23 protein-coding genes are annotated in these 26261 nt (G+C 72.9%); 13 read left to right on the forward strand and 10 right to left on the reverse strand.

Going from position 1 to position 26261, the window contains the following annotated elements; genetic code table 11:
- Nucleotides 1–148: 148 nt before the first annotated feature.
- Together ACIRR9_RS16570 and ACIRR9_RS16575 are read right to left on the reverse strand one after the other, a co-directional pair.
- A complete protein-coding gene (locus ACIRR9_RS16570; protein WP_365351883.1) occupies nt 149–439 on the reverse strand; it encodes a hypothetical protein in 291 nt (96 codons plus the stop codon).
- A gap of 238 nt (nt 440–677) precedes the next feature.
- Nucleotides 678–917: a chaplin gene (locus ACIRR9_RS16575; protein ID WP_365350262.1), complete on the reverse strand. Its 240-nt coding sequence runs from the start codon at nt 915–917 to the stop codon at nt 678–680.
- Nucleotides 918–1166: 249 nt separating this feature from the next.
- Here ACIRR9_RS16575 and ACIRR9_RS16580 point away from each other — a divergent pair, with 249 nt between their 5' ends.
- The 9 genes from ACIRR9_RS16580 (at nt 1167) to ACIRR9_RS16620 (ending at nt 11498) form a co-directional block, all read left to right on the forward strand.
- Entirely contained in the window at nt 1167–2276 is a 1110-nt protein-coding gene (locus ACIRR9_RS16580; protein ID WP_403751790.1) for a DUF3344 domain-containing protein, read from the forward strand.
- 57 nt (nt 2277–2333) lie between these two features.
- Complete coding sequence (locus ACIRR9_RS16585; RefSeq protein ID WP_403751792.1) at nt 2334–3467, forward strand: glycosyltransferase; 1134 nt, start codon at nt 2334–2336, stop codon at nt 3465–3467.
- Entirely contained in the window at nt 3464–4885 is a 1422-nt protein-coding gene (locus ACIRR9_RS16590) for an exopolysaccharide biosynthesis polyprenyl glycosylphosphotransferase (RefSeq protein ID WP_403751794.1), read from the forward strand. Before ACIRR9_RS16585 ends, ACIRR9_RS16590 begins: the two co-directional genes overlap by 4 nt.
- Nucleotides 4886–4887: 2 nt before the next feature.
- On the forward strand, nt 4888–6183 hold the full coding sequence (locus ACIRR9_RS16595) for an O-antigen ligase family protein (protein ID WP_403751796.1): 1296 nt from the start codon (nt 4888–4890) through the stop codon (nt 6181–6183).
- Nucleotides 6184–6272: 89 nt separating this feature from the next.
- On the forward strand, nt 6273–7868 hold the full coding sequence (murJ, locus tag ACIRR9_RS16600) for a murein biosynthesis integral membrane protein MurJ (protein ID WP_403752306.1): 1596 nt from the start codon (nt 6273–6275) through the stop codon (nt 7866–7868).
- Nucleotides 7852–8607: a polysaccharide deacetylase family protein gene (locus tag ACIRR9_RS16605; protein WP_403751798.1), complete on the forward strand. Its 756-nt coding sequence runs from the start codon at nt 7852–7854 to the stop codon at nt 8605–8607. The genes murJ and ACIRR9_RS16605 overlap by 17 nt, the downstream gene beginning before the upstream one ends.
- Nucleotide 8608: 1 nt before the next feature.
- On the forward strand, nt 8609–9748 hold the full coding sequence (locus tag ACIRR9_RS16610; protein ID WP_403751800.1) for a glycosyltransferase: 1140 nt from the start codon (nt 8609–8611) through the stop codon (nt 9746–9748).
- Nucleotides 9745–10383, forward strand: a complete 639-nt coding sequence (locus ACIRR9_RS16615; protein WP_403751802.1) for a lipopolysaccharide biosynthesis protein — start codon at nt 9745–9747, stop codon at nt 10381–10383. Before ACIRR9_RS16610 ends, ACIRR9_RS16615 begins: the two co-directional genes overlap by 4 nt.
- Nucleotides 10380–11498 carry a GNAT family N-acetyltransferase gene (locus ACIRR9_RS16620; protein WP_403751804.1) on the forward strand — a complete coding sequence of 373 codons (1119 nt, stop codon included), beginning with the start codon at nt 10380–10382 and terminating at the stop codon, nt 11496–11498. The genes ACIRR9_RS16615 and ACIRR9_RS16620 overlap by 4 nt, the downstream gene beginning before the upstream one ends.
- Here ACIRR9_RS16620 and ACIRR9_RS16625 read toward each other — a convergent pair.
- A complete protein-coding gene (locus tag ACIRR9_RS16625) occupies nt 11495–12922 on the reverse strand; it encodes a glycoside hydrolase family 26 protein (protein WP_403751806.1) in 1428 nt (475 codons plus the stop codon). The genes ACIRR9_RS16620 and ACIRR9_RS16625 overlap by 4 nt on opposite strands.
- A 174-nt stretch (nt 12923–13096) precedes the next feature.
- On the opposite strand from ACIRR9_RS16625, the gene ACIRR9_RS16630 reads away from it, so the two are divergent.
- On the forward strand, nt 13097–14413 hold the full coding sequence (locus tag ACIRR9_RS16630; RefSeq protein ID WP_403751808.1) for an ATP-grasp domain-containing protein: 1317 nt from the start codon (nt 13097–13099) through the stop codon (nt 14411–14413).
- Complete coding sequence (locus ACIRR9_RS16635; RefSeq protein WP_403751810.1) at nt 14413–15675, forward strand: NAD(P)/FAD-dependent oxidoreductase; 1263 nt, start codon at nt 14413–14415, stop codon at nt 15673–15675. Before ACIRR9_RS16630 ends, ACIRR9_RS16635 begins: the two co-directional genes overlap by 1 nt.
- A gap of 59 nt (nt 15676–15734) precedes the next feature.
- Here the strand turns inward: ACIRR9_RS16635 and ACIRR9_RS16640 are convergent, their stop codons facing one another.
- From ACIRR9_RS16640 to ACIRR9_RS16650, 3 genes are all read right to left on the reverse strand, one after another.
- Nucleotides 15735–16556 carry a chaplin gene (locus ACIRR9_RS16640; RefSeq protein WP_403751812.1) on the reverse strand — a complete coding sequence of 274 codons (822 nt, stop codon included), beginning with the start codon at nt 16554–16556 and terminating at the stop codon, nt 15735–15737.
- Nucleotides 16557–16676: 120 nt separating this feature from the next.
- Nucleotides 16677–16904 (reverse strand): chaplin, encoded by a 228-nt coding sequence (locus ACIRR9_RS16645; protein ID WP_403751814.1) that lies wholly within the window; start codon nt 16902–16904, stop codon nt 16677–16679.
- 289 nt (nt 16905–17193) lie between these two features.
- Nucleotides 17194–17607, reverse strand: a complete 414-nt coding sequence (locus ACIRR9_RS16650; RefSeq protein ID WP_403751816.1) for a rodlin — start codon at nt 17605–17607, stop codon at nt 17194–17196.
- 269 nt (nt 17608–17876) lie between these two features.
- Between ACIRR9_RS16650 and ACIRR9_RS16655 the strand changes: the two genes are divergently transcribed.
- Both ACIRR9_RS16655 and ACIRR9_RS16660 read left to right on the forward strand, forming a co-directional pair.
- Nucleotides 17877–18290, forward strand: a complete 414-nt coding sequence (locus tag ACIRR9_RS16655) for a rodlin (protein WP_403751818.1) — start codon at nt 17877–17879, stop codon at nt 18288–18290.
- Between the two features lie 229 nt (nt 18291–18519).
- Nucleotides 18520–18930, forward strand: a complete 411-nt coding sequence (locus ACIRR9_RS16660) for a rodlin (RefSeq protein ID WP_403751819.1) — start codon at nt 18520–18522, stop codon at nt 18928–18930.
- A 62-nt stretch (nt 18931–18992) separates the two neighbouring features.
- Here the strand turns inward: ACIRR9_RS16660 and ACIRR9_RS16665 are convergent, their stop codons facing one another.
- The 4 genes from ACIRR9_RS16665 to ACIRR9_RS16680 all read right to left on the reverse strand — a co-directional run bounded on the left by ACIRR9_RS16665 (nt 18993) and on the right by ACIRR9_RS16680 (nt 26153).
- Entirely contained in the window at nt 18993–20903 is a 1911-nt protein-coding gene (locus ACIRR9_RS16665) for an AMP-dependent synthetase/ligase (protein ID WP_403751820.1), read from the reverse strand.
- Nucleotides 20904–21056: 153 nt separating this feature from the next.
- Nucleotides 21057–22562 carry a von Willebrand factor type A domain-containing protein gene (locus tag ACIRR9_RS16670; RefSeq protein ID WP_403751821.1) on the reverse strand — a complete coding sequence of 502 codons (1506 nt, stop codon included), beginning with the start codon at nt 22560–22562 and terminating at the stop codon, nt 21057–21059.
- 157 nt (nt 22563–22719) lie between these two features.
- Nucleotides 22720–23583: an ABC transporter permease gene (locus tag ACIRR9_RS16675; protein WP_403751823.1), complete on the reverse strand. Its 864-nt coding sequence runs from the start codon at nt 23581–23583 to the stop codon at nt 22720–22722.
- Nucleotides 23580–26153 (reverse strand): CocE/NonD family hydrolase, encoded by a 2574-nt coding sequence (locus ACIRR9_RS16680; RefSeq protein ID WP_403751825.1) that lies wholly within the window; start codon nt 26151–26153, stop codon nt 23580–23582. The genes ACIRR9_RS16675 and ACIRR9_RS16680 overlap by 4 nt, the downstream gene beginning before the upstream one ends.
- Between the last annotated feature and the right edge of the window lie 108 nt (nt 26154–26261).

A 26261-nucleotide genomic window follows, 5' to 3' on the forward strand; every position in this document is an offset into this window, starting at 1 on the left:
CGGGCCGCGGGGCGGCCGGGCGCCCGCTCACCCGACCGGCGGACGCCCGGCGGGCTCCGCCACACGAACGAGGGACGCCTCCCGGCGTCCCTCGAACGGTGTGAACGGTGTCCCTCGAACGGCCCTGCGACGTCCCGGCGGTATCGCCTCAGCTCTGCAGCGGCAGACCGCCCAGCAGCGGGTTGTGCTGGTTCAGGGAGGCGGTCGCGCCCTTGACCTTGCTCAGCACGGAGTTCTTGTTCTCGGTGTCGAGGGCGTCCGACTGGTGTTGCAGCGGCATCGCCTGGTCCAGGGTCAGCGGGCCCTTGGTGAGCGTGTTCACGGCGCCGTTGAGGCTGGTGGGCGTGAGGTCGGCGGTGCTGTAGGCGAACGCGGGCGCGGCGACGCCGGCGAGGGCCACGGAACCGGCAACGACGGCGGCAGCCTTCAGGGACTTCATGGGATTCCTTTCTTCGGCGACTTCCGGCAACGCAAGCCACCGGCGGCAGTTCTGACGCTGTGTCCAACGACGTCCGGGCAAGCCGGAAACCCCGCACCCGGAAGACATATGAGATCCCGGAATCACCTGCGCGATCCCGGCCGCCGTGCGGGCGACCGCGGTTGCGCGGACACACGAACCGGCCGTCCGCCCGCGGGATGCGCGGGCGGACGGCCGGCCGAAGGGAACAACCGCAGCGTCAGTGGTTGACGCAGGTGTTGCCGAACGCGGGGTTCAGCAGGCCGGCCGCGTCGATGGTGTTGCCGCACAGGTTGATCGGAATGTGGATCGGAACCTGGATCACGTTGCCGGACAGCACACCCGGGGAGTGCGCGGCGACGCCGTTCGCGCCGCTGTCGGCGGCAGCCACACCGGCGCCGCCGGCGACGGCCGCGACGGCGGCGGTGGACAGGACCAGGCCCTTAGCGATACGCGACATGGAGAGGTACTCCTTGGGGTCGAAACAAACATCCGGGCGGATGCCCAGCGCTGTGTCAACGCGTTGCACCGGCCCGGGTTGTGCCGCCAATGGGGTGATCTCCCGAGCGGCCGCCTTCACCATACCGACACACTTGCACGGTTTCGACGGATTAGTGCGGATCGCGACTAGAGTTGCATATCTCCGGACTTACCCGTATTGACATCCCATCGCACCTCTCCCCTTCATCCCGAAAGGGCGAAGCCGGTCATGCGTCATCCCCTGGGCCCGCTGTTGCGCCGCGCGTCGGTGAGCGCGCTCGCCCTAGCCGTGATCTGGGTACCGGGCACCGCCCGGGCGACCGCCCCGCCCGCCCCGTCCGCCGAGGCCGCCCCGGAATCCGCGCGCATCCCCTTCGCCGAGCGCTACCACGCGGTACGACACGGCGGGTTCGTCCGCGCGGCCAACGCGTCCGTCAGCTGCCGTACGACGACGGTCCGGCCGTCCGAGCCGCCCTGCACGGCGGCTCGGGAGGGCCGGGTCCCGGCGGTGAACGGGAACTTCGACATGTTCTATGTCGACGTCGACAGCGACCCCGGCACCTACAACTCCTCCCGCGCCGAGCTGCGGCTGCCGGCGGGCGCCCGGGTGACGTACGCGCGCTTGTACTGGGGCGGCAACCTGCGGGCCGGTGAGCAGAAGCCGGCCAGGGACGCCGGCCGGGTGCTGGTCGCCGAACCCGGCGGCCGGTACAAGGAGTTGCTCGCCGACACGGTCGTGGGGCACCGGGTCGCGCACGGCGCGGACGCCTTCCAGGCCTCGGCGGACGTCACCGATCTGGTCCGGTCGAGCGGTGCGGGCCTGTGGACGGTCGGCCAGGTGGACGTGGCCATGGGGAAGTCGCGGTCCGGTACCTGGGGCGGCTGGACGCTGGTCGCGGCCTACGAGGACCCGGCGCAACCGCTGCGCGCGCTCTCCCTCTGGGACGGCTTCGACTCCCTCGACCGGCCGGCCGAGGTACGGCTGAACGGGGTACACGTCCGGGGTGGCGCCACCGGCCGGGCAGGCCTGGTGGCCTACAACGGCGACCGGGGCGGCACCGGAGACTCGCTCACGCTCAGCACACGCGGCCGCACCCCCCTCCCCCTCGGCGACTCCGCCGACCCTGCCGACGACGTACTCAACTCCACGATCAACGACCCAGGCCCGGTACGCGCCCGGCGTGAGCCCGCGTACGCCAACACGCTCGGCTACGACTCGGATGTGTTCGATCTAGGTACCGGTCTCGCGCAGGGCGGTGACCAGCCGACCTTCCGGCTCGTTTCCCAGCGCGACGCGGCGTGGGCGGGCGCGCTCTTCGCCGCCGTGGACGTGCAGTAGTGCGGCGCGTTCCCGCCCGCAGTCCCGAGCGCCCCCCGTGAGCGAGGAATCCCGCGAATGCACCGATCAGCAACCGACCCTCGGCGACGGGTCCTCCACCTGACGCAACCCGTCGAGGGCGGGGTGGCCCGGGTGGTCCTGGATCTGGCGAAGGCCCAGCTCACGGCCGGTATGCGGGTCACGGTGGCCTGCCCCGGTGGTGAACTGGCCGTCCGCGCGCGGGAACTGGGCGCCGAAGTGCGCCGGTGGCGCGCCGACCGCTCCCCGGGCGCCGGTCTCCGGGACGAGGTACGACGGCTCGCCCACCTGCTCGACGAGGTACGGCCCGAACTGGTGCACGCCCACAGCGCCAAGGCGGGCCTCGCCGGGCGGCTCGCCGTGCGCGGCCGCGTCCCGACCCTGTTCCAGCCGCATGCCTGGTCCTTCGAGGCCGTCGACGGCGCCACCGCCGCGCTGGCACTGCGCTGGGAGCGGTGGGGCGCGCGCTGGGCGCACCGGGTGCTGTGCGTCAGCGAGGCAGAGCGTGCGACCGGCGTACGCGCCGGTGTTCGCGCCCGGTACGCCGTCGTTCCGAACGGCATCGACACCGAGTACTTCGCCCCCGGCCCCTCGGAGCACAGGGCACCCCTGGTGGTCTGCGTCGGCCGGCTGTGCCGGCAGAAGGGCCAGGACCTGCTGCTGCGGGCCTGGCCCGAGGTACTGCGGCGGGTGCCGACCGCCCGGCTGGCGCTGGTCGGCGACGGACCCGACCGCGACGCGCTCCGTCGACTCGCCCCCGATTCCGTCGAGTTCGTGGGCACCGTCGACGACGCCCGCCCCTGGTACCGGGCCGCCGACCTGGTCGTGCTGCCCTCCCGCTGGGAGGGCATGGCACTGGCTCCGTTGGAGGCGATGGCCTGCGGGCGGCCGGTGCTGGTCACCGACGTCGACGGCGCCCGCGAGAGCCTGCCGCCCGCTCATGCCGCGCACTGCCTGGTGCCGCCGGAGCGGCCGGGCGTGCTGGCCGAGGCCGTCGCCCATCTCCTGCTCGCCCCGCAGCTGCGCCTGTCGCTCGGCGACCGGGGACGTCGGCACGTCCTGTCCACGCACGATGTGCGGCGCACGGCGGAGGCGGTCGCGGGGCTGTACCGCGAACTCCTCGGCGAGCGGCCGCTGGTGTCCTTCGAGTCCAGGGAGTCCATCCACTCGTGACCGCGGAAAGCACCGTCCCCTCCCCCGGCCCGCAGGCACGGGACCACGGACTCTCCCCCGTCTCGGTCCTGCCGGCGCGCACCGTCGGCGGCTTCCGGTTCCCGCTGCGGCGGCCGCCCGCCCGGCCGGCCTCCCCGGTGCCGCTGCTCGCCGCCGACCTGTGCGCCGCGCTGCTCGGCGCGGCCGCGCTCGACGAGGCCGTACGCCGGCCCGCTCTGCTCGCACTGCTGGTGTGCGGGGCGATACTGCTGCGCCCGCCCGCGCCCAGACGGATGGCGGGAGTTGTCGACGAACTTCCCGCCGTCTGCGGCCGGATCGCCGTGGTCTGGCTGGGCCTCACCGCCGCCGTCGCCACCTGGGACCGGGACCGCGCGCTGTCCGCCCGCGCCCTGCTGCTGGGCTTCGCCCTGCACACGGCGACGGCCTGCGCCGGCCGCGGCCTGGTGCACTGGCGCCGCCGCCGCGCCCTGCTGCGCCGCCCCCGCGCCGCCCTGGTCATCGGCCCCGCCGTCACCGCCCAGCGGGTCGCCGCCGCCGTACTGCGCCACCCCGGCTGCGGGGTACGGCCGGTCGGTGTCGTCGCCGAGCACCCCGAGGGCCCCGACGGGCTGCCCGTGCTGACCACCGGCCAGCAGGTCGAGCGTGCCCTCATCCAGAACGGGGTCCGGGCCGTACTCACCGTCCACCCCGGAGTCCGCACCGAACAGGGCCCGCTGCTGCGGGCGCTGGCCGAGTCGGGCTGCGTGGTGTGGGAGGTCGACGCGGACTCACCGGCGTACGAGATGCGCGACCAGCTCGCCGGGTTCTCCTGCCGCCGTCTGGAGATGGGCTCGCTGCGGCGCGGCAGCATCGGCAAGCGGCTCCTCGACATCGCCGTCTCCGGGACGGCGCTCGTGCTGGTCAGCCCGCTGCTCCTGGTCTGCGCGACGGTGCTCCGGCTCACCGACGGACCCGGCGTGGTCTTCCGGCAGGAGCGCATCGGCAAGGGCGGCCGCCCCTTCACCCTGCTGAAGCTGCGCACCCACCGCCCGGTCGACGAGCACGAGGCCGCCACCCGGTGGAGCGTCGCGGGCGAGGTCCGGATGAGCCGCTTCTGCCGCTTCCTGCGGCAGACCTCCCTGGACGAGCTGCTCCAGCTGTGGAACGTGCTGTGGGGCGATATGAGCCTGGTCGGGCCGCGCCCCGAACGGCCTTACTTCGTGGGCCAGTTCAGCCAGTCCTATCCGGGCTACGCGGCCCGCCACCGGATGCGGACCGGCATCACCGGGCTCGCCCAGATCCACGGGCTGCGCGGTGACACCTCCATCGAGGACCGCGCCCGCTTCGACAACGCCTACATCGACAACTGGTCGCTGTGGCAGGACGTCTGCATCCTGCTGCGCACCGCGGCCGCGCTCGTGCGCTCGACGGGGAGCTGACGATGAGCTTCGCACTGTCGCCGACCAGGTCGCTACGGCTGCCGCCGGTGCTGGCCGTGGTCGGCGTGCTGGCGGTGCTCGCGCTGCCGCTGGCGCCGGGCGGCGGGGACAGCGGGGCCGGACCGGCCGACGCGGTGTCCGGGCTGGTCGTGCTGTACGCCGCGCTGCGGACGGTACGGGAGCGGCGGCGACCGCTGTCGGCCACGGCCGCGGTGGTGCTGGGGATGCCGGTCGTGGGCCTGGCCGTCGCCGCGACGGGCGCGTCCTCGCCGGGGGCGGGCCTGACCGGCCTCGGCCGCTATCTCCAGGTGTTCGTCCTGGTTCCCGCCGCCGTGCTGCTGCTGGTCCGGGGCCGCGCCGACTTCCGGCTGCTGGCCTGGTCCTTCGTGGGGTTCGCGGGGTGGGAGGGCGCGGTCGGCGTGCACCAGTACGTCACCGGGACCGGGGCGTCGTACCAGGGCGAGATGATCCGCGCGGTCGGCACATTCGGGCCGCAGGACGTGATGGGCATGGCGACGGTCGTGTCCTTCGGGCTCGTGTGCGCGCTCGGACTGGCGCTCGGGCGGTCGCCGGTACGGCAGCGGGCGACGGCGGCAGCCTGCGCGCTCGGGCTGCTGCTGCCGCTGGCCGTGTCCTTCAGCCGGGGCGCCTGGATCGCGACGGTGCTGACCTGCGGTGTGCAGCTGGCCCTGGCCGGGCTGCGGCGGGCGCTCAAGGTGGTCGCGGTCGCGGTCGCGGCGGGTGTGGTGCTGGTGGGCGGCTTCGGGGTCGGTACGGCGATGCTCCAGGAGCGGCTCAGCAGCATCGGGCAGGTCACGGACGCGCCGGACCAGTCGGTGGTCGACCGGTACACGCTGTGGGCGGCGGCGACCGGGATCTGGCGCCAGCACCCCGTCGACGGGGTCGGGTTGAAGAACTTTCCGGAGTACCGGGACGGGCATGCGTCGCTGGCGCTGTCCTCCGGGAGCGACACGGAGGGGGCGGGGTCGGCGTACCGGAAGCAGCCGCTGCTGTCGCCGCACGACATGTATCTGCTGGTGCTCAGCGAGCAGGGGCTGATCGGGCTGCTGGCGCTGGCGGGGAGCTGGCTGGCGTTGCTGGTGTGCGGGCTGCGGGGGCTGTGGCGGGTGCGCGGCGGCGACGGGCTCGACTGTGCGCTGGTGGCGTGCGGGCTGCTGATCTGGCAGCTCGTGGACTTCGCGTACGCGGACATCGGGGGGCCGTCGACCGTACTCACGGCGGTGGTCTTCGGGGTGGTCGCGTGGTGGGCGTTGGTGGGGGCGGAGCGGGCGGGATGACGGTGACGCCGGGTGTGCAGGGCGCGCAGGGGGCCGATGCCGACTGCGGGCCGGTGGGGGCTGAGCGCGCCCACGCGGCGGAGCCGCAGATGCCAGGGCCCCGCGCCCCTGACGGGGCGCTTCCCTCACGGGGTTTTCTCGCCAAGGCCGCCCTGGTCACCGCCGTCTTCTCTGTTCTCGGGTCGGTTCTCGGGCTGGTGCGGGACCAGTCGCTCGCGCGGCTCTTCGGGGCCGGGCCGGACACCGACGCGTTTCTCGTCGCCTGGACCGTTCCCGAGTTCGCCGCGACCCTGCTCATCGAGGACGGGCTGGCGTTCGCGCTCATCCCCGCCTTCAGCCTGGCCCTCGCACGGAAGGCGCAGGGGGCGCCCGGCGACCCCGTCCGGGCGCTGGTCGCCGGGACGCTCCCCAGGCTCGCGCTCGCGTTCACCGCGGTCGGTGCCCTGCTCGTCGGCGGTGCCCCGCAGCTCGTCGAGGTGCTCGCGCCGGGGCTCCGGAACCCGGGGCTCGCCGTGGACTGCACCCGGCTCACCGCGACCTGTGTGCTGACCTTCGGGCTCGCCGGGTACTGCAGTGCCGCCCTCCGTGCCCACCGGCGTTTTCTCGCGCCGGCCGCGATCTACGTCGCCTACAACGCCGGCATCATCACCGCGATGTTCGCCCTCGGCGGGCACTGGGGGGTGCGGTCGGCCGCGCTCGGGGTCGCGGCCGGCGGGTGCCTGATGGTCGTCGTACAGCTTCCGGCCCTGCTCGGTCAGTTGCGGCGGAAGGCGCAGCGGCCGGCCACCGGGACCGCCGTCGCCGAGGCGAAACCCATGAACGTGGGGCTGATGGCCACCGTGCTGCTGTTCGCGCTGTGCCGGCAGTCGCAGGTGCTGATCGAGCGGTTCCTCGCCTCCCATCTGCACTCCGGGGCGATCTCGTACCTGAACTACGCGCAGAAGGTCGCGCAGATCCCGATGACGATGTCGATGATGCTGTGCACGGTCACCTTCCCGGTGGTGGCCCGGGCGCTGGCCGAGGGCGACACCGAGCGGGCCCGGAACCGGGTGGAGCGGGACCTGTCGGTGGCCGCGAGCGTCGTACTGTTCGGCACCGCCGTGGTCGTGGCCTGTGCGCCGCAGGTCATCCGCATCCTGTTCCAGCGCGGGGCGTTCACCCCGGCCGACACCGCCGCCACGGCCGGCGTGATGCGTGTCTACGCGCTCGGGCTGCTCGGGCAGACCCTGGTCGGTGTGCTGGTCCGCTCCTACTTCTCGGCGGGCCGCGCCACCTGGTACCCGGTCGGCGCCATGGCCTCCGGGATCGTGGTGACCTCCTGGATCGGCGTCCTGACGGTCGGCCCGTGCGGTGTCGTCGGCATCGCCGCCGCCAACGCCACCGGTATCACCACGACCGCCGCGCTCCTGCTGGCCGGCATGGGCAGGCGCAGCGTCCCGATCCGCAGCCGGCGGGTACTGGCCGAGCTGAGCCGGCCGGTGCGGGCCGCCGTGGTCGCGGCCGCCGTCGGGACGTTCGTCGCGGGGCGTCCGGCGGATCCGCTCACCGGTCTGGCCGCCGGGGCCGCGACCGTCACGTTCGTCTTCGTCCTGCTCGGCTGGGCCCTGGACGCCCAGGGCTTCGCACCCGCACTCCGTTTCGTAGGCACCGTCACCCGAAGGCTCGCGCATGCCGTCCTCCATTGAGTCCGCCGAGAAGACCGGACGTCTCACCGGCCCGGTCCCCTGGGTCGCCATGTACCACTCGGTGGGCGACTGCTCCGACGATCCGTACCGCGTCACCGTCACCCCCGGGCGGCTGGAGAAACAGCTCCGCTGGCTGCGCCGGCGGGGGCTGCGCGGGGTGTCGGTCACCGAGCTGCTCGCCGCCCGGGCCCGGGGCGAGGGGCGTCGGCTGGTGGGGCTCACCTTCGACGACGGGTACGCCGACTTCCTCGACCACGCGCTGCCGCTGCTCGACCGCTGGGGCTGCGGCGCCACCCTGTTCGTCCTGCCGGGCAGGCTGGGCGGCGACAACGCCTGGGACCCGCTCGGCCCCCGCAAGCCGCTGCTCACCGCGGACGCGATCCGGCGGGCCGCGGCCGGCGGGGTGGAGATCGGTGCGCACGGGCTGACCCATGTCGATCTGACGAAGGCGGACGCGGACACGCTCAGGGCGGAGACCGCGGAGAGCCGCAGCCTGCTGGAAGACCTGATCCAGTCCCCGGTCGACGGCTTCTGCTACCCCTACGGCACCGTCGACCGGCGTGCCGTCGACGCCGTGCGGGACGCCGGTTACGGCTACGCCTGCGCCATCGACCCCGGCGACCTGAACGGCGTGCACGCCCTGCCCCGGGTGCACATCGGCGAGCACGACCACGCCGTACGCCTCTTCCTGAAGTACCGGCTGCACCGGCTGCGCCGCCGTCCCGTCGAGGGGCTGTGAGATGAAGGCCCTGCACGTCATCACCGGCCTCGGAGTGGGCGGGGCCGAGCAGCAGCTCCGGCTGCTGCTGCGCCATCTGCCCGTCTCCTGCGATGTCGTCACGCTCACCAACCCCGGGCCGGTGGCGCGCGGACTGGCCGCCGACGGGGTGCGGGTGGTCCATCTCGGGATGGCCGGGAACCGGGACCTGGCCGCGCTGCCCCGGCTGGTCCGGGTCATCCGCCGGGGACGCTACGACCTCGTCCACACCCATCTCTACCGGGCCTGTCTCTACGGCCGGATCGCCGCGCGGCTGGCGGGGGTCCGGGCCGTCGTCGCCACCGAGCACTCCCTCGGCGACACACAGCTGGAGGGCCGCGAACTGACCTCCGGGGTACGGGCGTTGTACCTCGCGGGCGAGCGGCTCGGCCGGTCCACCGTCGCCGTCACCCCCACCGTCGCCGACCGGCTGCGCCGGTGGGGGGTGCCGGGGCCGCGCATCGACGTCGTACCGAACGGCATCGACCTGGAGCGTTTCCGGTTCGACCCGGCCGTGCGGCGGCGCACCCGGGCCCGCCTCGGGCTCCCCGAGGACGCCTGTGTCATCGGTGGCATCGGACGGCTCGCACCCGGCAAACGGTTCGACGTACTGATCCTGGCGATGGCTCAACTCCCCGCCGATTGCTGGCTGTTACTGGTGGGCGGGGGCGCGGAGGAGAGCGCGCTGCGCCGCGCCGCGCACGAGGCCGGGGTCGCCGGCCGGGTGCTGTTCGCCGGTGAGCGGCCGTACGCCTCCGACAGCTCGCGGGACCCCGACCTGCCCTCGCTCACCTCCGCCATGGACGTGCTCGCCTCACCGTCGGCCGAGGAGGCGTTCGGGCTCGCGGTCGTCGAGGCGCTGGCCGCCGGGCTGCCCGTGCTCTACAGCTCCTGCCCGGCCGTCGAGGACCTGCCGCCCGCCGCCGCTCCGGGCGCCCGCCGTATCGAGGGCGGTGCCGACGCCTACGCCGAGGCGCTGGCCGCCGTCCGCGCCGCCGGACCCGGCCCGCGCACCGCGCCGGAGGCCGCCCGCCGCTACTGCATCACCCGCAGCGCCGCCCAGCTCATGGACGTCTACGCGGCCGCACTCGCCACCACACCTCAGGGAGTCAGTACGCCATGACAGAGAACACCGTCCGAACACCACGCCCGTTCGCCCGCGCGGTACGGCCCTGGGCGCTGCTGGCGGCCGGGGTCGTCGCCGGCGGAGCCCTGGGCGGCGCCTACGGAGTGCTCAAGCCCCGCACCTACACGGCGACCAGCTATGTCATCGCCGTCCCCACCGACCGGTCCGACACCGCGTCCGCGCAGGGCTTCGCGCAGGCCTACGGCCGGGTCGCCACCCAGCTCGCGGTGCTCGGGGACGCGCAGCTGTGGGCCGGGGTGCCGGCGAACACCCTGCGCAACAGCGTGCAGACGGAGACCTCGCCGGACGCGCCGATGGTCGCCGTCTCGGCCACGTCGCCGCACGCCCTCCAGGCCGCCGACATGGCGAACGCGGTGGCCCGCTCGCTCACCCGGCACGCCAACGCGACCAAGGCCGACACCCATGTCGAACTCCTGCAGTTCTCCCGGGCGTTGAAGCCGACCGCGCCCACCTCGGCATCCCCGAAGGTCACCGGTCTGGTGGGGGCGAGCGCGGGCGGGCTGCTGGGCGGGCTGGTCCTGCTGGTGCGGCCCCGGCGCCGCGAGGAGACCGTCGTACAGGCCTCCGTGCCCGGTCCGGCCGTGGCCGCCGACGTACACGGACAGCTGTGACGGCGACGGCCTACCCGACGCTCGCCGCGTACGCCACCGAACTCGTCACCGACGAGCGCGCCTTCGCCGAGCTGGCGCCCGCCTGGGGCCGCCTCTACCAGCGGTGCGGCACGGCCACCCCGTTCCAGAGCCACGCCTGGCTGCACTCCTGGTGGCGCTCGTACGGGATTCCCGGCCGGCTCCGCCTCGTCCTGGTGCGCTACGGCAGTGAGCTGGTCGCCGCGGCCCCGCTGATGCTGGTGCGCCGGCCGCTGCCCGCACTGGTGCCGCTCGGCGGGGCGATCTCGGACTACGCGGACGTGCTGCTCGCCGACGCCGACGACGGCCGGGCGGCGGGCGCGCTCACCGAGGGGCTCGCGGCCGTGGCCCGGACGGCGCTGATCGACTTCCGCGAGGTGCGGCCCGGCGGTGCGGTGGAGCGGGTCTACGACCGCTGGACGGGGCCGTGCCGGAAGGTGCCCGACTCGCTGTGCCTGGAACTGCCCGCCGTGTCGATGGACGAACTGGTCGCCCGGCTGCCCTCGAACAAGGCCCAGCGGGTGCGCGCCAAGCTGCGCAAGCTGGGCTCGCTCGGGGTGCGCCGGGACGTCGTACCGCCCGACGGGGTCGACGCGGCGCTGCGCCGGCTCCTCGATCTGCACCGGCTCCAGTGGCAGGGACGGAAGGTGACCACCGAGCACCTCCAGCCGCGGTTCCGGGAGCATCTGGTGCGCTCGGTGGGGCCGATGGTGCGCTCCGGGGACGCGGTGGTCACCGAGTTCCGGCTCGACGACGAGGTGGTCGCCGTCGACCTGACCCTGCTGTCGCCCAGCCTGGCCGGCGGCTATCTGTACGGGGCGCATCCGGGGCTGCGGGAGCGCAAGGCGGACGTGGCGGTGATGCTCCTGGACGCCTGCGCCCAGCACACCGGCACCAGCGAGCGCGGCGCGCTCAGTCTGCTGCGCGGGAACGAGTCGTACAAGCACCACTGGCGGCCCCAGCCGGTCGTCAACCAGCGGCTGTTGCTGGCCCGGCGGCGTACCGCCCCGCTGCTGACGGCGGCACTGTGCGACGTCGCCGCCCGGCAGCGGGTCAAGGAGGTGCTGCAGCGTTGGAAGGAGCACCGGCAGGACTAGCTCGTGCGGGACCACCAGTCGAGGCGGATGCAGATCTTCCCGCCGAGCCGGCGCTCGACCCAGTCGCCCAGGTCCAGGCGCACACAGCTGTCCGGCGGCTTGGCGACCGGCCTGGGGGCGGGGGGCGAGATCCCCAGCGCGGGTGTCGGTGTGCCTGCCGGTGTGGGTGTCGGCTTCGGAGTCGCTGTCGGCTTCGGAGCCGGCGCCACCGTCGGCTTCGGAGTCGGCTTCGGTGCCGGCGTCACGGTCGGCGTCGGTGTCGCGGTCTCCGTGTGGTCGGAGAGTTCGGAGCGGTAGACCCTCGCCGAGAGCGGGTTGGCCGAGCACTGCCAGACGCCGTGCGGGCAGTAGTCGGTCAGCGTGTTGTACAGCGGCTTGTGCTCGTCCAGCCAGGCGAGCATCCGCCGCATGTACTCGGCGTTGTCACCGTTGCGGAAGAGACCCCATTCCGGATAGGAAATGGGCTTCCCGTGAGCCTTCGCGAAATCGACGTGCTGCTGAAGTCCATAGGGCTCCCGCACCTGTTGGTCGAAGGAAAGTCCGGTCGGCTGGTCGTACGCGTCCATGCCGATGATGTCGACCGTGTCGTCCCCGGGATAACACTCCGTCCACGGTACGGCGTCGTGTCCCCGGCTCGGCGTGAAGTCGAACCGGAATTTCTGGCCCGGCACCGCACGCATGGTGGTGACGATCCTGTTCCAGTATTTCTTCCAGGCCTCCGGGTCCGGCCCGCAACGATGGGTGTAGGTAGTGCCGTTCATCTCCCAGCCGAGCACGATGACCGTGTCCGGCACCTTCAGCTCCACCAGCCGCTCGGCCAGGGCCCGGAAGTGGTGATCGAACTGCCCGGCGGCGCCCTGCGCCAGCAGTTCGCGGACCTCGGCGTCGCCGATGCCCTCCTCGTTGCGCTCCTGCATGGGCACGTTCAGGACGAGCATCCGGTCGTCCTTGTCCCGTCGCCACTGCGCCCAGACGTCGAGGAAGCCGGGGGCGCCCTCGATGTCGCTCCACCGGTCACCGGGCAGGTAGGTGTGCGCGACCTTGAGCTCCGCGCCGCCGAGCCAGCTGCTCAGCTGGGCCATGCGGGCCACACCCATCGGACCGGAGTCGAGGAAGGCCCCGAAGGCCGGGGGGATCGCCTTGACGGGCGCGACCGGCACGGGTGTGGGACTGGCCGACGAGGGTGCGGGACGCGCCGAGGCGGGTGCGGGACTGGCCGACACGGGTGTGGGGCGGGTCGGTACCGGCAGGGGAGCCGCCGACGCCGGGACGGACGTCGTGGGGGTCGGAGCCGGTGTCGGGTCCGCACCCGCCGCGAATCCCGGACCGGTCGCCAGGGTCGCCGACACGACGACGACCGCCGCCGCGACCACGGCCGACCGGCGCGACCGGGACCTCGGCCGCTTTCGCCGTTGTGGAGCCATACCCGCTCCTCTCTCCACCAGTTCTCGTCCGACGGACGGCTGCTTTCACACATTCGCTGAGTCTGCCGGTTACTGACACTCAGTCATATCAATATGAATTCCGCCAGTGCGGTTGCGGCTTTCGGGTGCCCCGAACGCCCGCACGGGTGAACCGAAGCAAAGGAAAAAAGGTCCGTGTCGCTGCTAGACATCCGGGTTCCCGCGGTTCTGCTGCGGATCGACCGGAACCCCTTTCACCACGGCACCTTGGGGGCCGTGCGCTCGCTCGGCAGAGCCGGCGTGGAGGTCCATGTGGTCGCCGACTCCACCGGAAGTCCGGTCCGCAGGTCCCGCTTCGTCAGGCAACTGCATCCACCGCCGGCACCGGGCGCGTCGACCGCCGAGATCGCGGCCGTGCTGCAGGGCGTGGCGGCGCGGGTCGGCCGTCCGGCGGTGCTGATCCCGATGGACGACGCGAGCGCGATCGCCGTCGGCCGGCTCCGCGCGGACCTCGCCCCCGCCTATCTGCTTCCGCAGCAGCCCGGCACGCTGCCCGAACAGGTCGCCGACAAGGCGGAGTTGGCCGAGCTGTGCGCCACGGTCGGGATCCCGCACCCGCAGACGCTCGTCCCGGACAGCGCCGAGCAGGCCGCCGGCGCCGCCTGGCGGCTGGGGCTTCCGGTGGTCGCCAAGTGGAGCCGGCCCTGGCTGGTGCCGGCCGGGTCCGGGCTGCGCAGCACGGTCGTGGTGCGCTCGGCACGGGAGGCGCGGGAACTGTTCCTGCGGGCCGAGGAGGCGGGCAGCAGGCTGCTGTTGCAGGAGTTCCTGCCGCCCGGCCCGGACCGGGACTGGTTCTTCCACGGCTACGCCGACCGCGCCGGGGCGGTGCGCGCGGGCGGCCCCGGCCGCAAGCAGCTGGCGTGGCCGCGCGGGGCGGGCCTGACGGCGGTCGGCCTGTGGACGCCCAACCCGCAGGTCCAGGCGCTGGCCGAGCGGATCACCGGTGAACTGGGCTTCCGGGGCATCTTCGACCTGGACTTCCGGCGCTGCGGCACCACGGGCCAGTACCACCTGCTCGACTTCAACCCGCGTCCGGGCGCCCAGTTCCGGCTGTTCGCCGACGGCGCGGGCCTGGACGTCGTACGCGCCCTGCACCTGGATCTGACCCACCGTCCGCTGCCCGCCGGGGTGCCGCTGGCCGGGCGGGCGTTCGTGGTGGAGAACTACGCACCGCTGTGCGCGCTGCTGCCGGCCCCGCGCGGGCGGGAGCTGGCCTGGAGCGCGCCGGACGACTGGGGGCCGGGCCTCGCGATGTGGGCGCTGTGGTCCCGGCATGTGGCGGGCCGGCTGCTGGACCGGCTGAGCCACGCCGCGACCGCCCCGGCCCCGCGGCCGCGGTCCGCCGTGGTCCGCCAGGCCGGGGAGCCCGTCCTGACCGGCCTGGACGAGGAACTCTCCGGTCTCACCGGCCGGTCCGAGATGTCCGACGACGAGAAAGCGAGCAGCTGCTGATGTACGACCTGCTGGTGGTGGGCGCGGGCCCGTACGGCCTGTCCATCGCGTCCCACGCCGCGGCGGCGGGCCTGAACGTGCGGGTCTTCGGCCGCCCGATGGCGTCCTGGCGTGACCACATGCCGCGCGGGATGTTCCTCAAGTCCGAGCCCTGGGCCTCCAACCTGTCCGATCCGGAGGGCCGTTGGGGGCTCGGCGCCTACTGCGCGAGCCGGGGCGTGGCGGCCGGGCACGGGCAGCCGATCCCGCTGGACATGTTCAGCGAGTACGGCCTGTGGTTCGCCCGCAACGCCGCCCCGCCCGTCGACGAGCGCACGGTCACCCGGGTCGCGCCCCTCATCGGCGGCTTCCAGGCGACGACGGAGGACGGCGAGACCGTGCGGGGGCGGACCGTGGCCCTCGCCGTCGGCGTGCTGCCGTTCGTGGAGATCCCCGCCGCCCTGCGCGGCCTCTCCCCCGCCCTGGTCTCGCACAGCAGCCACCACGCCGACCTGGACCGTTTCAGGGACCGGGACGTCACCGTGATCGGCGGCGGCCAGGCGGCCCTGGAGACGGCCGCGATCCTCGCCGAACAGGGCAGCCGGGTACGGGTGCTGGTGCGCGCGGACCGCCTGTACTGGAACGAGGTGCCTCCGCCCTGGGAGCGGCCCTGGTGGCAGTCGGTCCGCTCCCCGCACAGTGGCCTCGGCCCCGGCTGGCGCAACTGGTTCTACTCCGAGCGGCCGGGCCTGTACCGGCGGCTCGCGGAGCCGACCCGGGCCCGGATCGCGGCCACGGCGCTCGGTCCGGCCGGTGCCTGGTGGGTGCGGGAGCGGGTTGAGTCAGGGGTGGAGGTACTGCTCGGCCGGGAGATGACGGCGGCCCGCGCGACGGCGGGCGGGGTGCGTCTGGACACGGCGGGCCCGGGCGGCGGGATGGGCACCCTGGAGACCGAGCATGTCATCGCGGCCACGGGGTTCAAGGCGACCCGGGAGCGGCTCGGGCTGCTCGCCGGCGAGGTGCGGTCGACGCTGGTGACGGGCGCCGACGGGGCGCCGGAGGTCGGCCGGGACTTCGAGTCGTCGTACCCCGGGCTGTTCCTGGCCGGTCTGATCACGGCCGCGGGCTTCGGCCCGGCGATGCGCTTCGTGCACGGTGCCACGTTCACCGCGGGCACGCTGGTGCACGGGGTGCGGCGGCGGCTGCGCTCGGGCCCGGCCGGCTGGGGTGTTCCGGCGGGGCGCCGGGAGCCGGAGCCGGCGCCGGACGCGGTGCGCAGCTGACGGACGCCGGGTGCCGGGCGATCGGGGCGCCCGGCACCCGGCGTCCGCCGGACCGCGGACTACGACCGGCGGGACGCGGCTCGGCCCCGTCGGTACAGGATCGTGCCGCCCGCGATCAGTACGGCGCTGGCGGCCGAGGTCGCGAGCATGGCCTCCCTGTCGCTGCCGGTGTGCGGCAGGGTCGGCGGCGGCCCCGCGTGCCGCCCGGTGGCGGGCGGCGGCGTGTGGCCGGGCGGGGTCTGGCTCGGCGGGAGCGAGGTCCGGACCGGCGGCGACGTCGGGGGACGCGTGGTCCGCGGAGGGGACGTCGGCGGCTGCGTGGTCGGCGGAGGGGACGTGTGCCCGGGCGGGGTGGAACTCGGGGGCGGAGTATCGGTGCAGGGGGGAGAGTTCTTGTCGCCGGACGGGGGCGGGGCCGTGTCCCCGCCGTAGGGAGGCGGGGTCTCCCGGCCGTGCGGGGGCGGGGCCTGCTCGCCGTACGAGGGGGGCGTGCCGTGTCCGTGGTCCGAGTCGCCGTAACCCGGGTTGTCATAGCCCGGGCCACCGTGACCCGAGTCGCCGTAACCCGGGTTCCCGTGGTCCCCGTGGTCCCCGTAGGACATCTCGTGCGAGCGGCTGTCCGCATGCCGGTGCTCATGCGACTCGTTGGCACAGGAGTTGCCGAACGCCGGGTTCAACGCGGAAACCGCGTCGACCGAGTTGCCGCAGATGTTGACCGGCACGTTCACCGGGGCCTGGACGTTGTTGCCGGACAGGACACCCGGCGAGCCGCCGGTGGCGCCGGTCGCGTCCGCGTCGGCGAACGCGGGACTGCCGTACAGGGACAGAATGCTCGTCGCGGCGGCGGCCGCGAACATTCCCCTGCTGAGGGTCGGTCGCAATCTCGTTGTCTTCCTGCTTGAAGATGTGGGAAGACCGGCCTCGGAGCGCGGATGCGAGGGATCGACGGTCCGGGGCCGGCCGTGACACAGCCGAGAGGCTGCTGCGCTGCGCCGACTTCGTCAGTGGTTGACGCAGAGGTTGCGAAGCGTGGGGTTCAACAGCCCGATGATGGCGACGCTGTTGCCGCAGAGGTTGATCGGCACGTGGATCGGGACCTGGATCACGTTGCCGGAGAGGACACCCGGGGAACCGAGGGCGGCGCCCCGGGCACCGGCGTCCGCGAAGGCGGGGGCGGCGCCGCCCAGAGCCAGGATCGCACCAGCGACGACAGCTGCGGTCTTCTTCATGAACTATCCCTTCTCTGCGGTCATGCCCGTGTGACGGCCGAAACCGAGCGAGCACAGCATGGACGGCTCGCACCATGACCGGCAGGCTGTAGAACGAGGAATGGACGACGAAGGAAACTACGGAACGCGCGCCGTCGGACAATTCACTCGAACGCCGTCAGAGAATTGATGCTCCCCAGAGGAAACGCTTCTCCAGAAAGCCGTCGGACAGGAAAGAGGGAATTGCAGCGAAAACCGCTCGGGCGGCGCGTGAAAACGCACCGCCCGAGCGGGTCTCACCGGACCGGGGTCACTGGTTGGCGATGCCGTTCGCGGACAGCACGGCGATGTCGTCCACCAGGTGCGACAGCGGCTCGTCACCCTTGGCCTGGGTGGAGTTCTCGGCGCACTGCTGGTTCTGCGGCGCGGAGAGGATCGGCACGTCCTGCAGGACGCCGATGGGGGCGGCACCGAGGACGGTCTGGACGTTGGCCTTCACGGGCAGGCCGACACAGAGCTTGTTCAGCGAGCCCCCGACCAGGGTGGCCTGGGGGCTCATGTTGCCCTTGGTCACCGCGTTGCCGAACGCCTCGTGGGCACCGTTGCCGCTGGCGGAGGTGGTGCCGTTGTCGTTGCCGGTGGCAAGCGCCTGGGGGGCTGCCGCCGCCGACATACCTACGACGGCCGCGGCGACCGCCGCCGCGGCCATTGCCTTCTTCAGCATTTCGCTTTTCCTTTCCCGGCTTTGCGCCAAGATGGACGTTCCTGCCCGGCATCAACCGCCCGCATCCGGAATGGTTGCGGCACAGGCGTGGCACGTCACCCGATCGGATCGGCGGCCCGAGCGAAATTCCCCGTGGACACTGGGCCGACGACGGAATCGGGGCCTGCCCGGCCTTGGGCCATTGGGGTGAAGCCGAGCAACCAACCGGATCGCGGGGAGTTGACCAGAGCGCTCCGGTGGACGGGGTGTCTTCAGAAGGGAATCGACAAGTGATCAAGAAGATTCTGGCCTCCGCCGCTGTGGCAGCCTCCGTCGTCGGCGTCTCGGCCGCGGCCGCCGCCCCGGCCCTGGCCACCGGCAACGACCACGGCACCACCTCGGCCAGCGGCAACGGCGCGTACCAGGCGTTCGGCAACTCCGCGACGTACGGCAACATGAGCCCCCAGATGGCGCTCATCCAGGGCTCGTTCAACAAGCCCTGCATCGGCCTCCCGGCGAAGCTGAACGTCCAGAGCGTGGCCGGTCTCGCCCCCATCGGCGTGCTGCAGGACGTGCCGATCCTCTCCGCGCCGCAGAACCAGCAGTGCGTCGAGAACTCCACCCAGGCCAAGGGCGACGAGCCGCTCTCGCACATCCTCGACGACATCGCGGTGCTCGCGGCCAACGGCGCCAAGAACCGGTAGTCCAGACCCTCACGGGCCTCCTTCGATGGCCCCTCGGCCGACGGGCCGCCGGCTTCCCGGCGGCCCGTCGGCCTGTGTCGCGCCCGGTGCACCCGCCCCGGCGGAGCGTCTGTCAATTGATCGGACTGCGCTACGCCAATCGGGGCAAACCACGCAACCCGGTGCTTGATTCCGCAGTTGACGATCACGCAGCTCCTCCCCGGAGTCCGCCTTTCGAAAGGGAACCAACATGAAGAAGCTGTGGGCAACCGCGGCCGTCGCCGCCACCGTCGCCGGCCTCGCCGTCACGGCCGCCCCCCAGGCCCTGGCCACGGGCAACGACCACGGCACCACGTCGGCCAGCGGCAACGGCGCCAAGTCGGAGTTCGGCAACTCTGCCACGTTCGGCGACATGAGCCCGCAGCTCTCGCTGGTCCAGGGTTCGCTGAACAAGCCGTGCATCGGCCTCCCGGCGAAGCTGAACATCCAGAGCGTCGCCGGTGCCGCCCCCATCGGCATCCTGCAGGACGTGCCGATCCTCTCCGCGCCGCAGAACCAGCAGTGCGTCGAGAACTCCACCCAGGCCAAGGGTGACGAGCCGCTGTCGCACATCCTGGACGACATCGCCGTGCTGTCGGCGAACGGCAAGGGCAACAGCTGAGCGAGACGCTCCGCGGGCGGCGGGTCACCGGTTCTGCCGGTGGCCCGCCGCCGTTGTTCTGCTCATCTGCGGTACAGCGCCTCGATCTCGTCGGCATAGCGGGCGGTCACCGCATGCCGTTTGACCTTCAGGGACGGGGTGAGCAGCCCGTTGTCCTCGGTGAACTCGCCCTCGACCAGGGCGAAGGAGCGGATCGACTCGGCACGGGAGACGGCCTCGTTGGTGTGGTCGACCGCTTTCTGGACCTCGGCCCGTATCCGGTCGTCGCGCACCAGCTCGGACAGCGGGGTGTCCGGCGGCAGCTTCCGTACGGACAGCCAGTGGGCGACCGCCTCCGGGTCGAGGGTGACCAGCGCGGCGACGAACGGCCGGTTGTCACCGACGACCAGGCACTGGCCGACGGGCGACCGGCTGCGCAGCCGGTCCTCCAGGACCGCCGGGGAGACGTTCTTGCCGCCGGAGGTGACCAGGATGTCCTTCTTGCGGCCGGTGATGGTGAGGTAGCCGTCCTCGTCCAGCGCCCCGAGGTCGCCGGTCGCGAACCAGCCGTCGTCCGCGAGGACTTCGGCGGTCGCGGCGGGGTTCTTCCAGTACGACCCGAAGACCACCGGCCCCTTGATCAGCACCTCGCCGTCGTCGGCGATGCGGACGGCCGTCCCGGGGACGGGCTGCCCGACCGTACCGGGGCGCGGGGCCAGCGGCGGTACGACGGTGGCGGCCGCGGTCGTCTCGGTCAGGCCGTAGCCCTCGTAGACGACGATCCCGGCCGCCTGGAAGAACAGGTTGAGGTCGCGGTCGAGCGGCGAACCGCCGCTGATGGCGTACCGCATCCGGCCGCCGAGCTCCTTGCGGACCCGGCGATAGACCAGCAGGTCGTACAGCGCCCAGGCGGCGTACAGGCCCGGTCCCGGCCCCTTCCCCGTGCCGAGGAACTTGCCGAGATACGCCTCGGCGAACCGCACCCCGATCCGCTCGGCCCGGTCGAAGGAGGCGGCGCGCCCGATCTTCTCGGCCGTCGCCCGCCCGGTGTCGTGGATCTTCTCGAAGAGGTACGGCACCCCGACCAGGAACGTCGGCCGGAACTCCCGTAGCGCGGGCCGCAGTTGGTCCGGCTTCACGCTCGGGAAGTGGCCCATCTCGATCCGGCCCAGCAGACACGCGAGCTGGAGCGTGCGGCCCAGGATGTGGGCGAGCGGGAGGAACAGCAGGGTGGAGGCGGTCTGGCCGGTGACCGCCTGGAAGACGGGGTGCAGCAGCTCGACCGTGTTGGCCGCCTCTGCGTGCAGGTTGGCATGGGTGAGGACACAGCCCTTGGGGCGGCCGGTGGTGCCGGAGGTGTAGCAGACCGTGGCCGTCGAGTCGGGGGTGAGGGTGCCACGGCGCTTGGTCACCTCGTCGTCCGGGGTGTCCCGGCCGAGGGTGGTCAGGTCGGTGACCGCGCCGGCGTCGAGCTCCCAGATGCGCGGGGGTTCGGGGTGGGCGGCGGTGCCGGTGGTGACGGTGGCGGTGTTCTCCGGGGTCTCGGTGACGACGTGCCGGGCGCCGGAGTCCCTGACGATCCACTCCACCTGCTCGGCGGAGGAGGTGGGGTAGACCGGGACGGTCACACCGCCGGCCGCCCAGATGGCGAAGTCGAGGACGGTCCACTCGTAGCGGGTGCGGGACATGACGGCGACGCGGTCGCCTGCGGCCAGGCCGGCGCCGACCAACCCCTTTGCCACGGAGGTTACTTGGGCAGCGAAGTCGGCTGCGGTGACGGTGCGGTTGCCGTGCCGGAACGCCGTGGCGCCCGGAGCTTCGGCCGCGTTGGTGTAGGGGAGGTCGGCGAGGGAGCCGGTGGTGAGGGGCGGGGCGAGGGAGGTGGTGTGCGCTTCGCGCACCGCGCCGGTTGCGTCCCTGATGACTTCCACGGTGGCGCGGGCTGCCAGGTCGGTACGTTGCCTTGCCCGCTTGAGGTCCTTGCGTACGCCCATGGGGCGTCAACTTACTCATAAGTAAGGGTTGGTCAATGGCTCTCGCCGTGGGGATTACGGTCGGTCGCCGGGTGCCGGTGCGTTGTGGCTGGTCGCGCAGTTCCTCCCCCGGCCTTCGGCCGGGGGTACCCCCAGCGCCCCTGTCGGGGCGCTTCAGTTCGCGACATCTGAAGAACCTGCCTCCCGAATGGCTGTCGCCAGGTCGGCCACGTCCTTGTCCTCTGTCGTCCTTGCCAACGTCGCTGCCCTGGACCGGAGCTTCGTGAGACCCGGTGCTCCCGGGATGTCGTAGTCGCCCCCCGCCAGTGCGTCCGCGAAGTACGCTGCCACCGCCGTCACCTGGAAGCGTGGGGACGCCGTCCAGACCGAGCTGTGCAGAGAACCCGTCTCCATGGCGCCCGTGTTCTCGTGCGGGGTGCGGGTGTCGGGGTCCAGCCAGCGGACCGTGGCCGTCGCCAGGTGGCCGTCCGTGCCGGGGTTGGTGCGCACGGCGTAGAGGGCGGTGACCGTGTGGCCGGGGCCGACCTCGCCGCCGTCGACCCGGTCGTTGCGGAAGTCCTCGTCGGCGACCTTGCGGTCCTGGTAGCCGATGAGGTGGAACTCGGCGACCGTGTGCGGGTCGAAGGCCACCTGAGCCTTGGCGTCGCGAGCCACCAGGTCGATGTTCTGCGGGAGTTGGCGGCAGAAGACATCGGCGGCGGTCGCGGTGTCGGCGACGTACACCGTGTGGCCGTCGCCCTTGTCGGCGAGGCGTTCCATGAGCGCGTCGCCGTAGTCGCTGCCCACACCCACGCCGAACAGGGTGATGCCGTACTCGCGGCGGTCGCCGTCGATGCGCCTGAGGATGGCGTTCGGGTCGGTCTCGCCGTCGTTGGCGAGGCCGTCGGAGATGAGGACGACGCGGTTGGTGGCGTTCTTGCGCAGGCCCTCGACGGCGGTGGCGTAGCCGGTCTCCACGCCCTCGCCGAGGTTGGTGGAGGAGAGGGCCCGGAGGCCGTCGACGGCGTCGTGGATCTCGGCGCGGTGGCCGGCGAGGCGGGTCATCGGCAGGACCGTCTCGGCGTGTTCGCTGAAGGTGACGATGGCTACCGAGTCGTCGTCGCGCAGCCGGTCGGTCATCGTGTCCAGGGACTTCTTGGCGAGGTCCAGGCGGCCCGGTTCGTCCATGGAGCCGGAGACGTCGATGACGAAGGTGAGGGCGGCCGGCGGGCGGTCGTCGGTGTCGCCTGCCGGGCGGGTGGCGAGGCCGACGCGGACCAGGGACCAGTTCGGCCTGCTGGTGCGGGCGCCGTCGACGGTCACCGTGAAGCCGTTGCGGTCGGGGGTGCGGTAGTCCTGGTGGAAGCTGTTGACGAATTCCTCGGGGCGGATGGTCGACGGGTCCGGGCGGCCGCCGTCGGCGAGGGTGCGGCGGGCGTAGCCGTAGGAGGCGGTGTCGACGTCCAGGGCGAAGGTGGAGAGGTGGTCGGAGGACGGGGCGGTGGCGGAGGAGGTGGGTCCGTCGCCGCGCGCCTGGGAGGGGGCCGGGAGGCCGATGGTGTGGTTCGGGCCGTTCGTGTGGTCCTCGTCCGCGCCGCAGGACGTCAGCAGCAGCGCGCCCGCGGTGGTGAGGGCGAGCAGTGCCGCGCAGGTCTGTCGTCGGGTCCGGTGCCGTTCCATCGCATGTGCCCCCTGTGCCGGTCGGAGTCGGCTTCCTGACTTTCTGCCGACTCTGACGGCGCGGGGGGCCGGAACGTGCGCCCCGATGCATTGCGGATGAATCTCGAAGAGGCCACGGACCAGGGACGCCGAGGCCGGAGGGAGATCGTCCGGTGACCTAGGAGACCACGTCCTTGCGGGCGAAACCCCGGAAGGCCAGGGCGAACAGCACCAGGGCGTACGTTATGGAGATCGCGCTGCCCTGGATCATGCCGGACCACTCGGGATGCGGCTGTACGGCGTCCGCCCAGGCGAACTGCCAGTGCGCGGGCAGGAAGTCGCGCCAGTGGCCGAGGGCCGTCACCGCGTCCAGGACGTTGCCGACGATGGTCAGGCCGACCGCGCCGCCGACCGCGCCGAGGGGTGCGTCGGTCTTCGTGGAGAGCCAGAACGCGAGGCCCGCGGTGACCAGTTGGGACAGGAAGATGTACGTCACGACGACGGCCAGGCGCTGGGTCGCCGTGCCAGTGTCGAGCGCGCCGCCGGTCGGGATCTGGAGCGGGCCCCAGCCGTAGGCGGCCGTGCCGACGGCCAGGGCGATCAGCGGCAGCAGGATCATCGCGGCCAGGCTGAGGCCGAGCGCGACGACCAGTTTGGACCACAGCAGGCGGGCCCGGGGCACGGGTGCCGCCAGGAGGTAGCGCAGCGAGGACCAGTTGGCCTCCGAGGCCACGGTGTCCCCGCAGAACAGGGCGACGGGGATGACCAGCAGGAAGCCCGCCGACACGAACAGGTTCACCGCGGCGAAGTTGGCGCCGGACGCGGTGGCCGTGTCCAGGAGGGTGACCTGGCCGTTCCGTTCGCCCGGCTGGCCGCCGATCGCGAACGCGATCAGCAGGACGAACGGCAGTGCGGCCAGGATCCCGCCCATCAGCAGGGTGCGGCGGCGTTTGAGCTGGCGGACCAGTTCGACGCGCAGCGGCAGGGTGCGGCCCGCCCGGTAACCGGAGGCGACCGCGGCCCCTTCGGTGAGCGTGCTCATGCGGAACCTCCGATCAGGGTCAGGAAGGCGTCTTCCAGACGGCGGTGGGGGCCCACCGACGCCACGGGTACGTCGAGCCGTACCAGTTCGGCGACCAGACGCGGTGCGCTGCCGCCGGGGTCGAGGCGGACGAGCAGTCCGTCGTCCGTACTGGTCACGGAGGCGACGCCGGGCAGCGCGGCGACCTTCTCCACGACCGGCTCCTCCACGGGTGTCTCCGTGCCGACGAGGAGGGTGTCGCCGGAGCCGACGATCTGGCCGACGGGGCCGGCCTGTATCAGCCGGCCGCGGTCCATCACCACGAGGTGGGTGCAGGACTGTTCGACCTCGGCGAGGAGATGGCTGGAGACGATCACCGTGCGGCCTGCGGCCGCGTAGCGGATCATCACCTCGCGCATCTCGCGGATCTGCGGCGGGTCGAGGCCGTTGGTCGGTTCGTCGAGGATGAGCAGGTCCGGCAGGCCGAGCATGGCCTGGGCGATGGCGAGGCGCTGCCGCATGCCCTGCGAGTACGTGCGGACCGCGCGGGCCAGCGCGTCCCCGAGGCCCGCGATCTCCAGGGCCTCCTCGATGTGGGAGTCCTCCGGCGGGCGGCCGGTCGCCGCCCAGTACAGCTCCAGGTTCTCCCGGCCGGACAGGTGCGGCAGGAAGCCCGCGCCCTCCACGAAGGCGCCGACCCGGGAGAGGACGGGCGCGCCCGGGCGGATGGAGTGGCCGAAGACCCGGATCTCGCCGTCGTCCGGTGTGATCAGGCCCATCAGCATGCGGAGTGTGGTGGTCTTGCCCGCGCCGTTGGGGCCGAGGAGGCCGAGGACCTGGCCCTTCTCGACGCGGAAGGACAGCTCCCGGACCGCGTACCGGTCCGTCGAGCCCGCGTAGCGCTTGCTCAGGTCCGTTATCTGGAGGGGGACCTCGGCCAGCTCCGGGGCGGGGGACGGGCCGGCGGTACGGCGGCGGCCGGTGAGCAGCAGGGCCAGCGCGGCGACCGCGCCGGCCAGCGGCAGCCACCACACCCAGGAGGGCAGGGCGGCGGCGGCCGTGTCCACGCCGGGGGCCGTCGGCACGCTCAGGGCGCCCGTGAGGGAGACCGTGTAGGTCGCCGGGGCGGCCGGGGAGGCGTAGCCGAGGTCGGTGGAGGCGAGGACCAGACGGAGGCGGTGGCCCTTCTGGACCTCGTGGTCGATGGCCGGGAGGGTGATCGTGACGTCCTTGCCGGCCTTGGCTCCCTCGATGCGGATCGGGGCGACCAGCTGGGAGGGCAGCACCTGCTGGGTGCCGTCCGGGCCGACGTCGTACACCTTGCCGAAGAGGACGACGTCGTCACCGGTCGAGGTGATGTGGACGGTGGCGGTGGGCGCGCCGGTGATCTGCAGGTTGTCGGTGACGGGGGCCGAGTCGAAGCGGGCGTACTGGCCGGGGAAGTCCAGGGAGACGCCGATGCCGAGGCTGGAGAGCTGGGAGAGGCCGGAGGCGGCGCCGAGGCCGGGCAGGGCGGAGACGCCGGGCGGGGAGGCGCCGGCCGGGTTCTCGACGTGCTGGGTGCCGCCCTTGAGGGCGATGGACTTCCGGTCGTTCTCCAGCCCGGGGTAGCTGTCCGCGTCGGCGCCCCGCAACTGGGCGGCGCCGTCGGTGGAGTCGACGCCTCCGGTGCGGGTGATCCGGAACGCGGGGCCGGTGTCGGCGGCCTTGTCGCCCTTCAGGTAGCGGTCGAACCAGGAGGTCACCCGGCCCTCGACACGGCTGGTCTCCAGGTCGCCGCCGTCATGGCCGCCGGCGATCCAGTCGACGTCGACGGGGGCGCCGTTGGCCTTGATCGCCTTCGCGGCCGCGTCGGACTGGGAGAGCGTGAAGAGGGAGTCGGTCTGGCCCTGGAAGAGGAGGCTCGGCACCTTGATGCGGGTGCCGACGGCCGACGGTGACCGCTCTTCGAGGAGCTTGACCGCGGCCGCGTCCGGCTTGCCCGACTCGGCGACCCGGTCGTACATCGCGCACAGCGCCGGATCGAACTTCGCGCAGCCGCCGCCGGTGTTGAAGAAGATCCCGGCCCACAGCTTCTTGAAGACGCCGTTCGGGAACAGGGCGTCCGCGAGGTTCCAGTAGGTGATCGACGGGGCGATCGCGTCGACCCGGCTGTCGTAGGCGGCGGTGAGGAGGGAGATCGCACCGCCGTACGACCCGCCCGCCATGCCGACGCGCGGGTCACCGGCCTTGTCCAGCTGCACCTGCGGCTGCTTCGCGAGCCAGTCGATGAGCCGGGAGACGTCGGCGACCTCGCCCTTCGGGTCGTTCAGGCCGATCTTCCCGGTGGACCTGCCGAAGCCGCGCGCGGACCAGGTGAGGACGGCGTAGCCGTCGCGGGCGAGGTCCTCGGCCTCCGTGCGCATGTCGTCCTTGCTGCCGCCGAAGCCGTGGGCGAGGAGGACCGCGGGGCGCCGGCCGGTGCCGGGCGTGGTGAAGAACGAGGTGTCCAGGCGTACCCCGTCCACCGCCATGACCTTGTCGGTGCGGTGGACGGCAGGTGCGTCGTCGGAGGCGGCGACGGCCGTCCAGGTACCGGCACCGGCGAGCACGACGACGGCGGCCGCGGGGGGCCCCCCCCCCCCCCCCCCCCCCCCCCCCCCCCCCCCCCCCGCGGGGGGGGACAACAAAACAAAAAAAGGAACAGACCGCGGGGCCGG

It is taken from the genome of Streptomyces sp. NPDC101234 (assembly GCF_044767525.1).
Taxonomy (GTDB): Bacteria; Actinomycetota; Actinomycetes; order Streptomycetales; family Streptomycetaceae; genus Streptomyces; species Streptomyces sasae.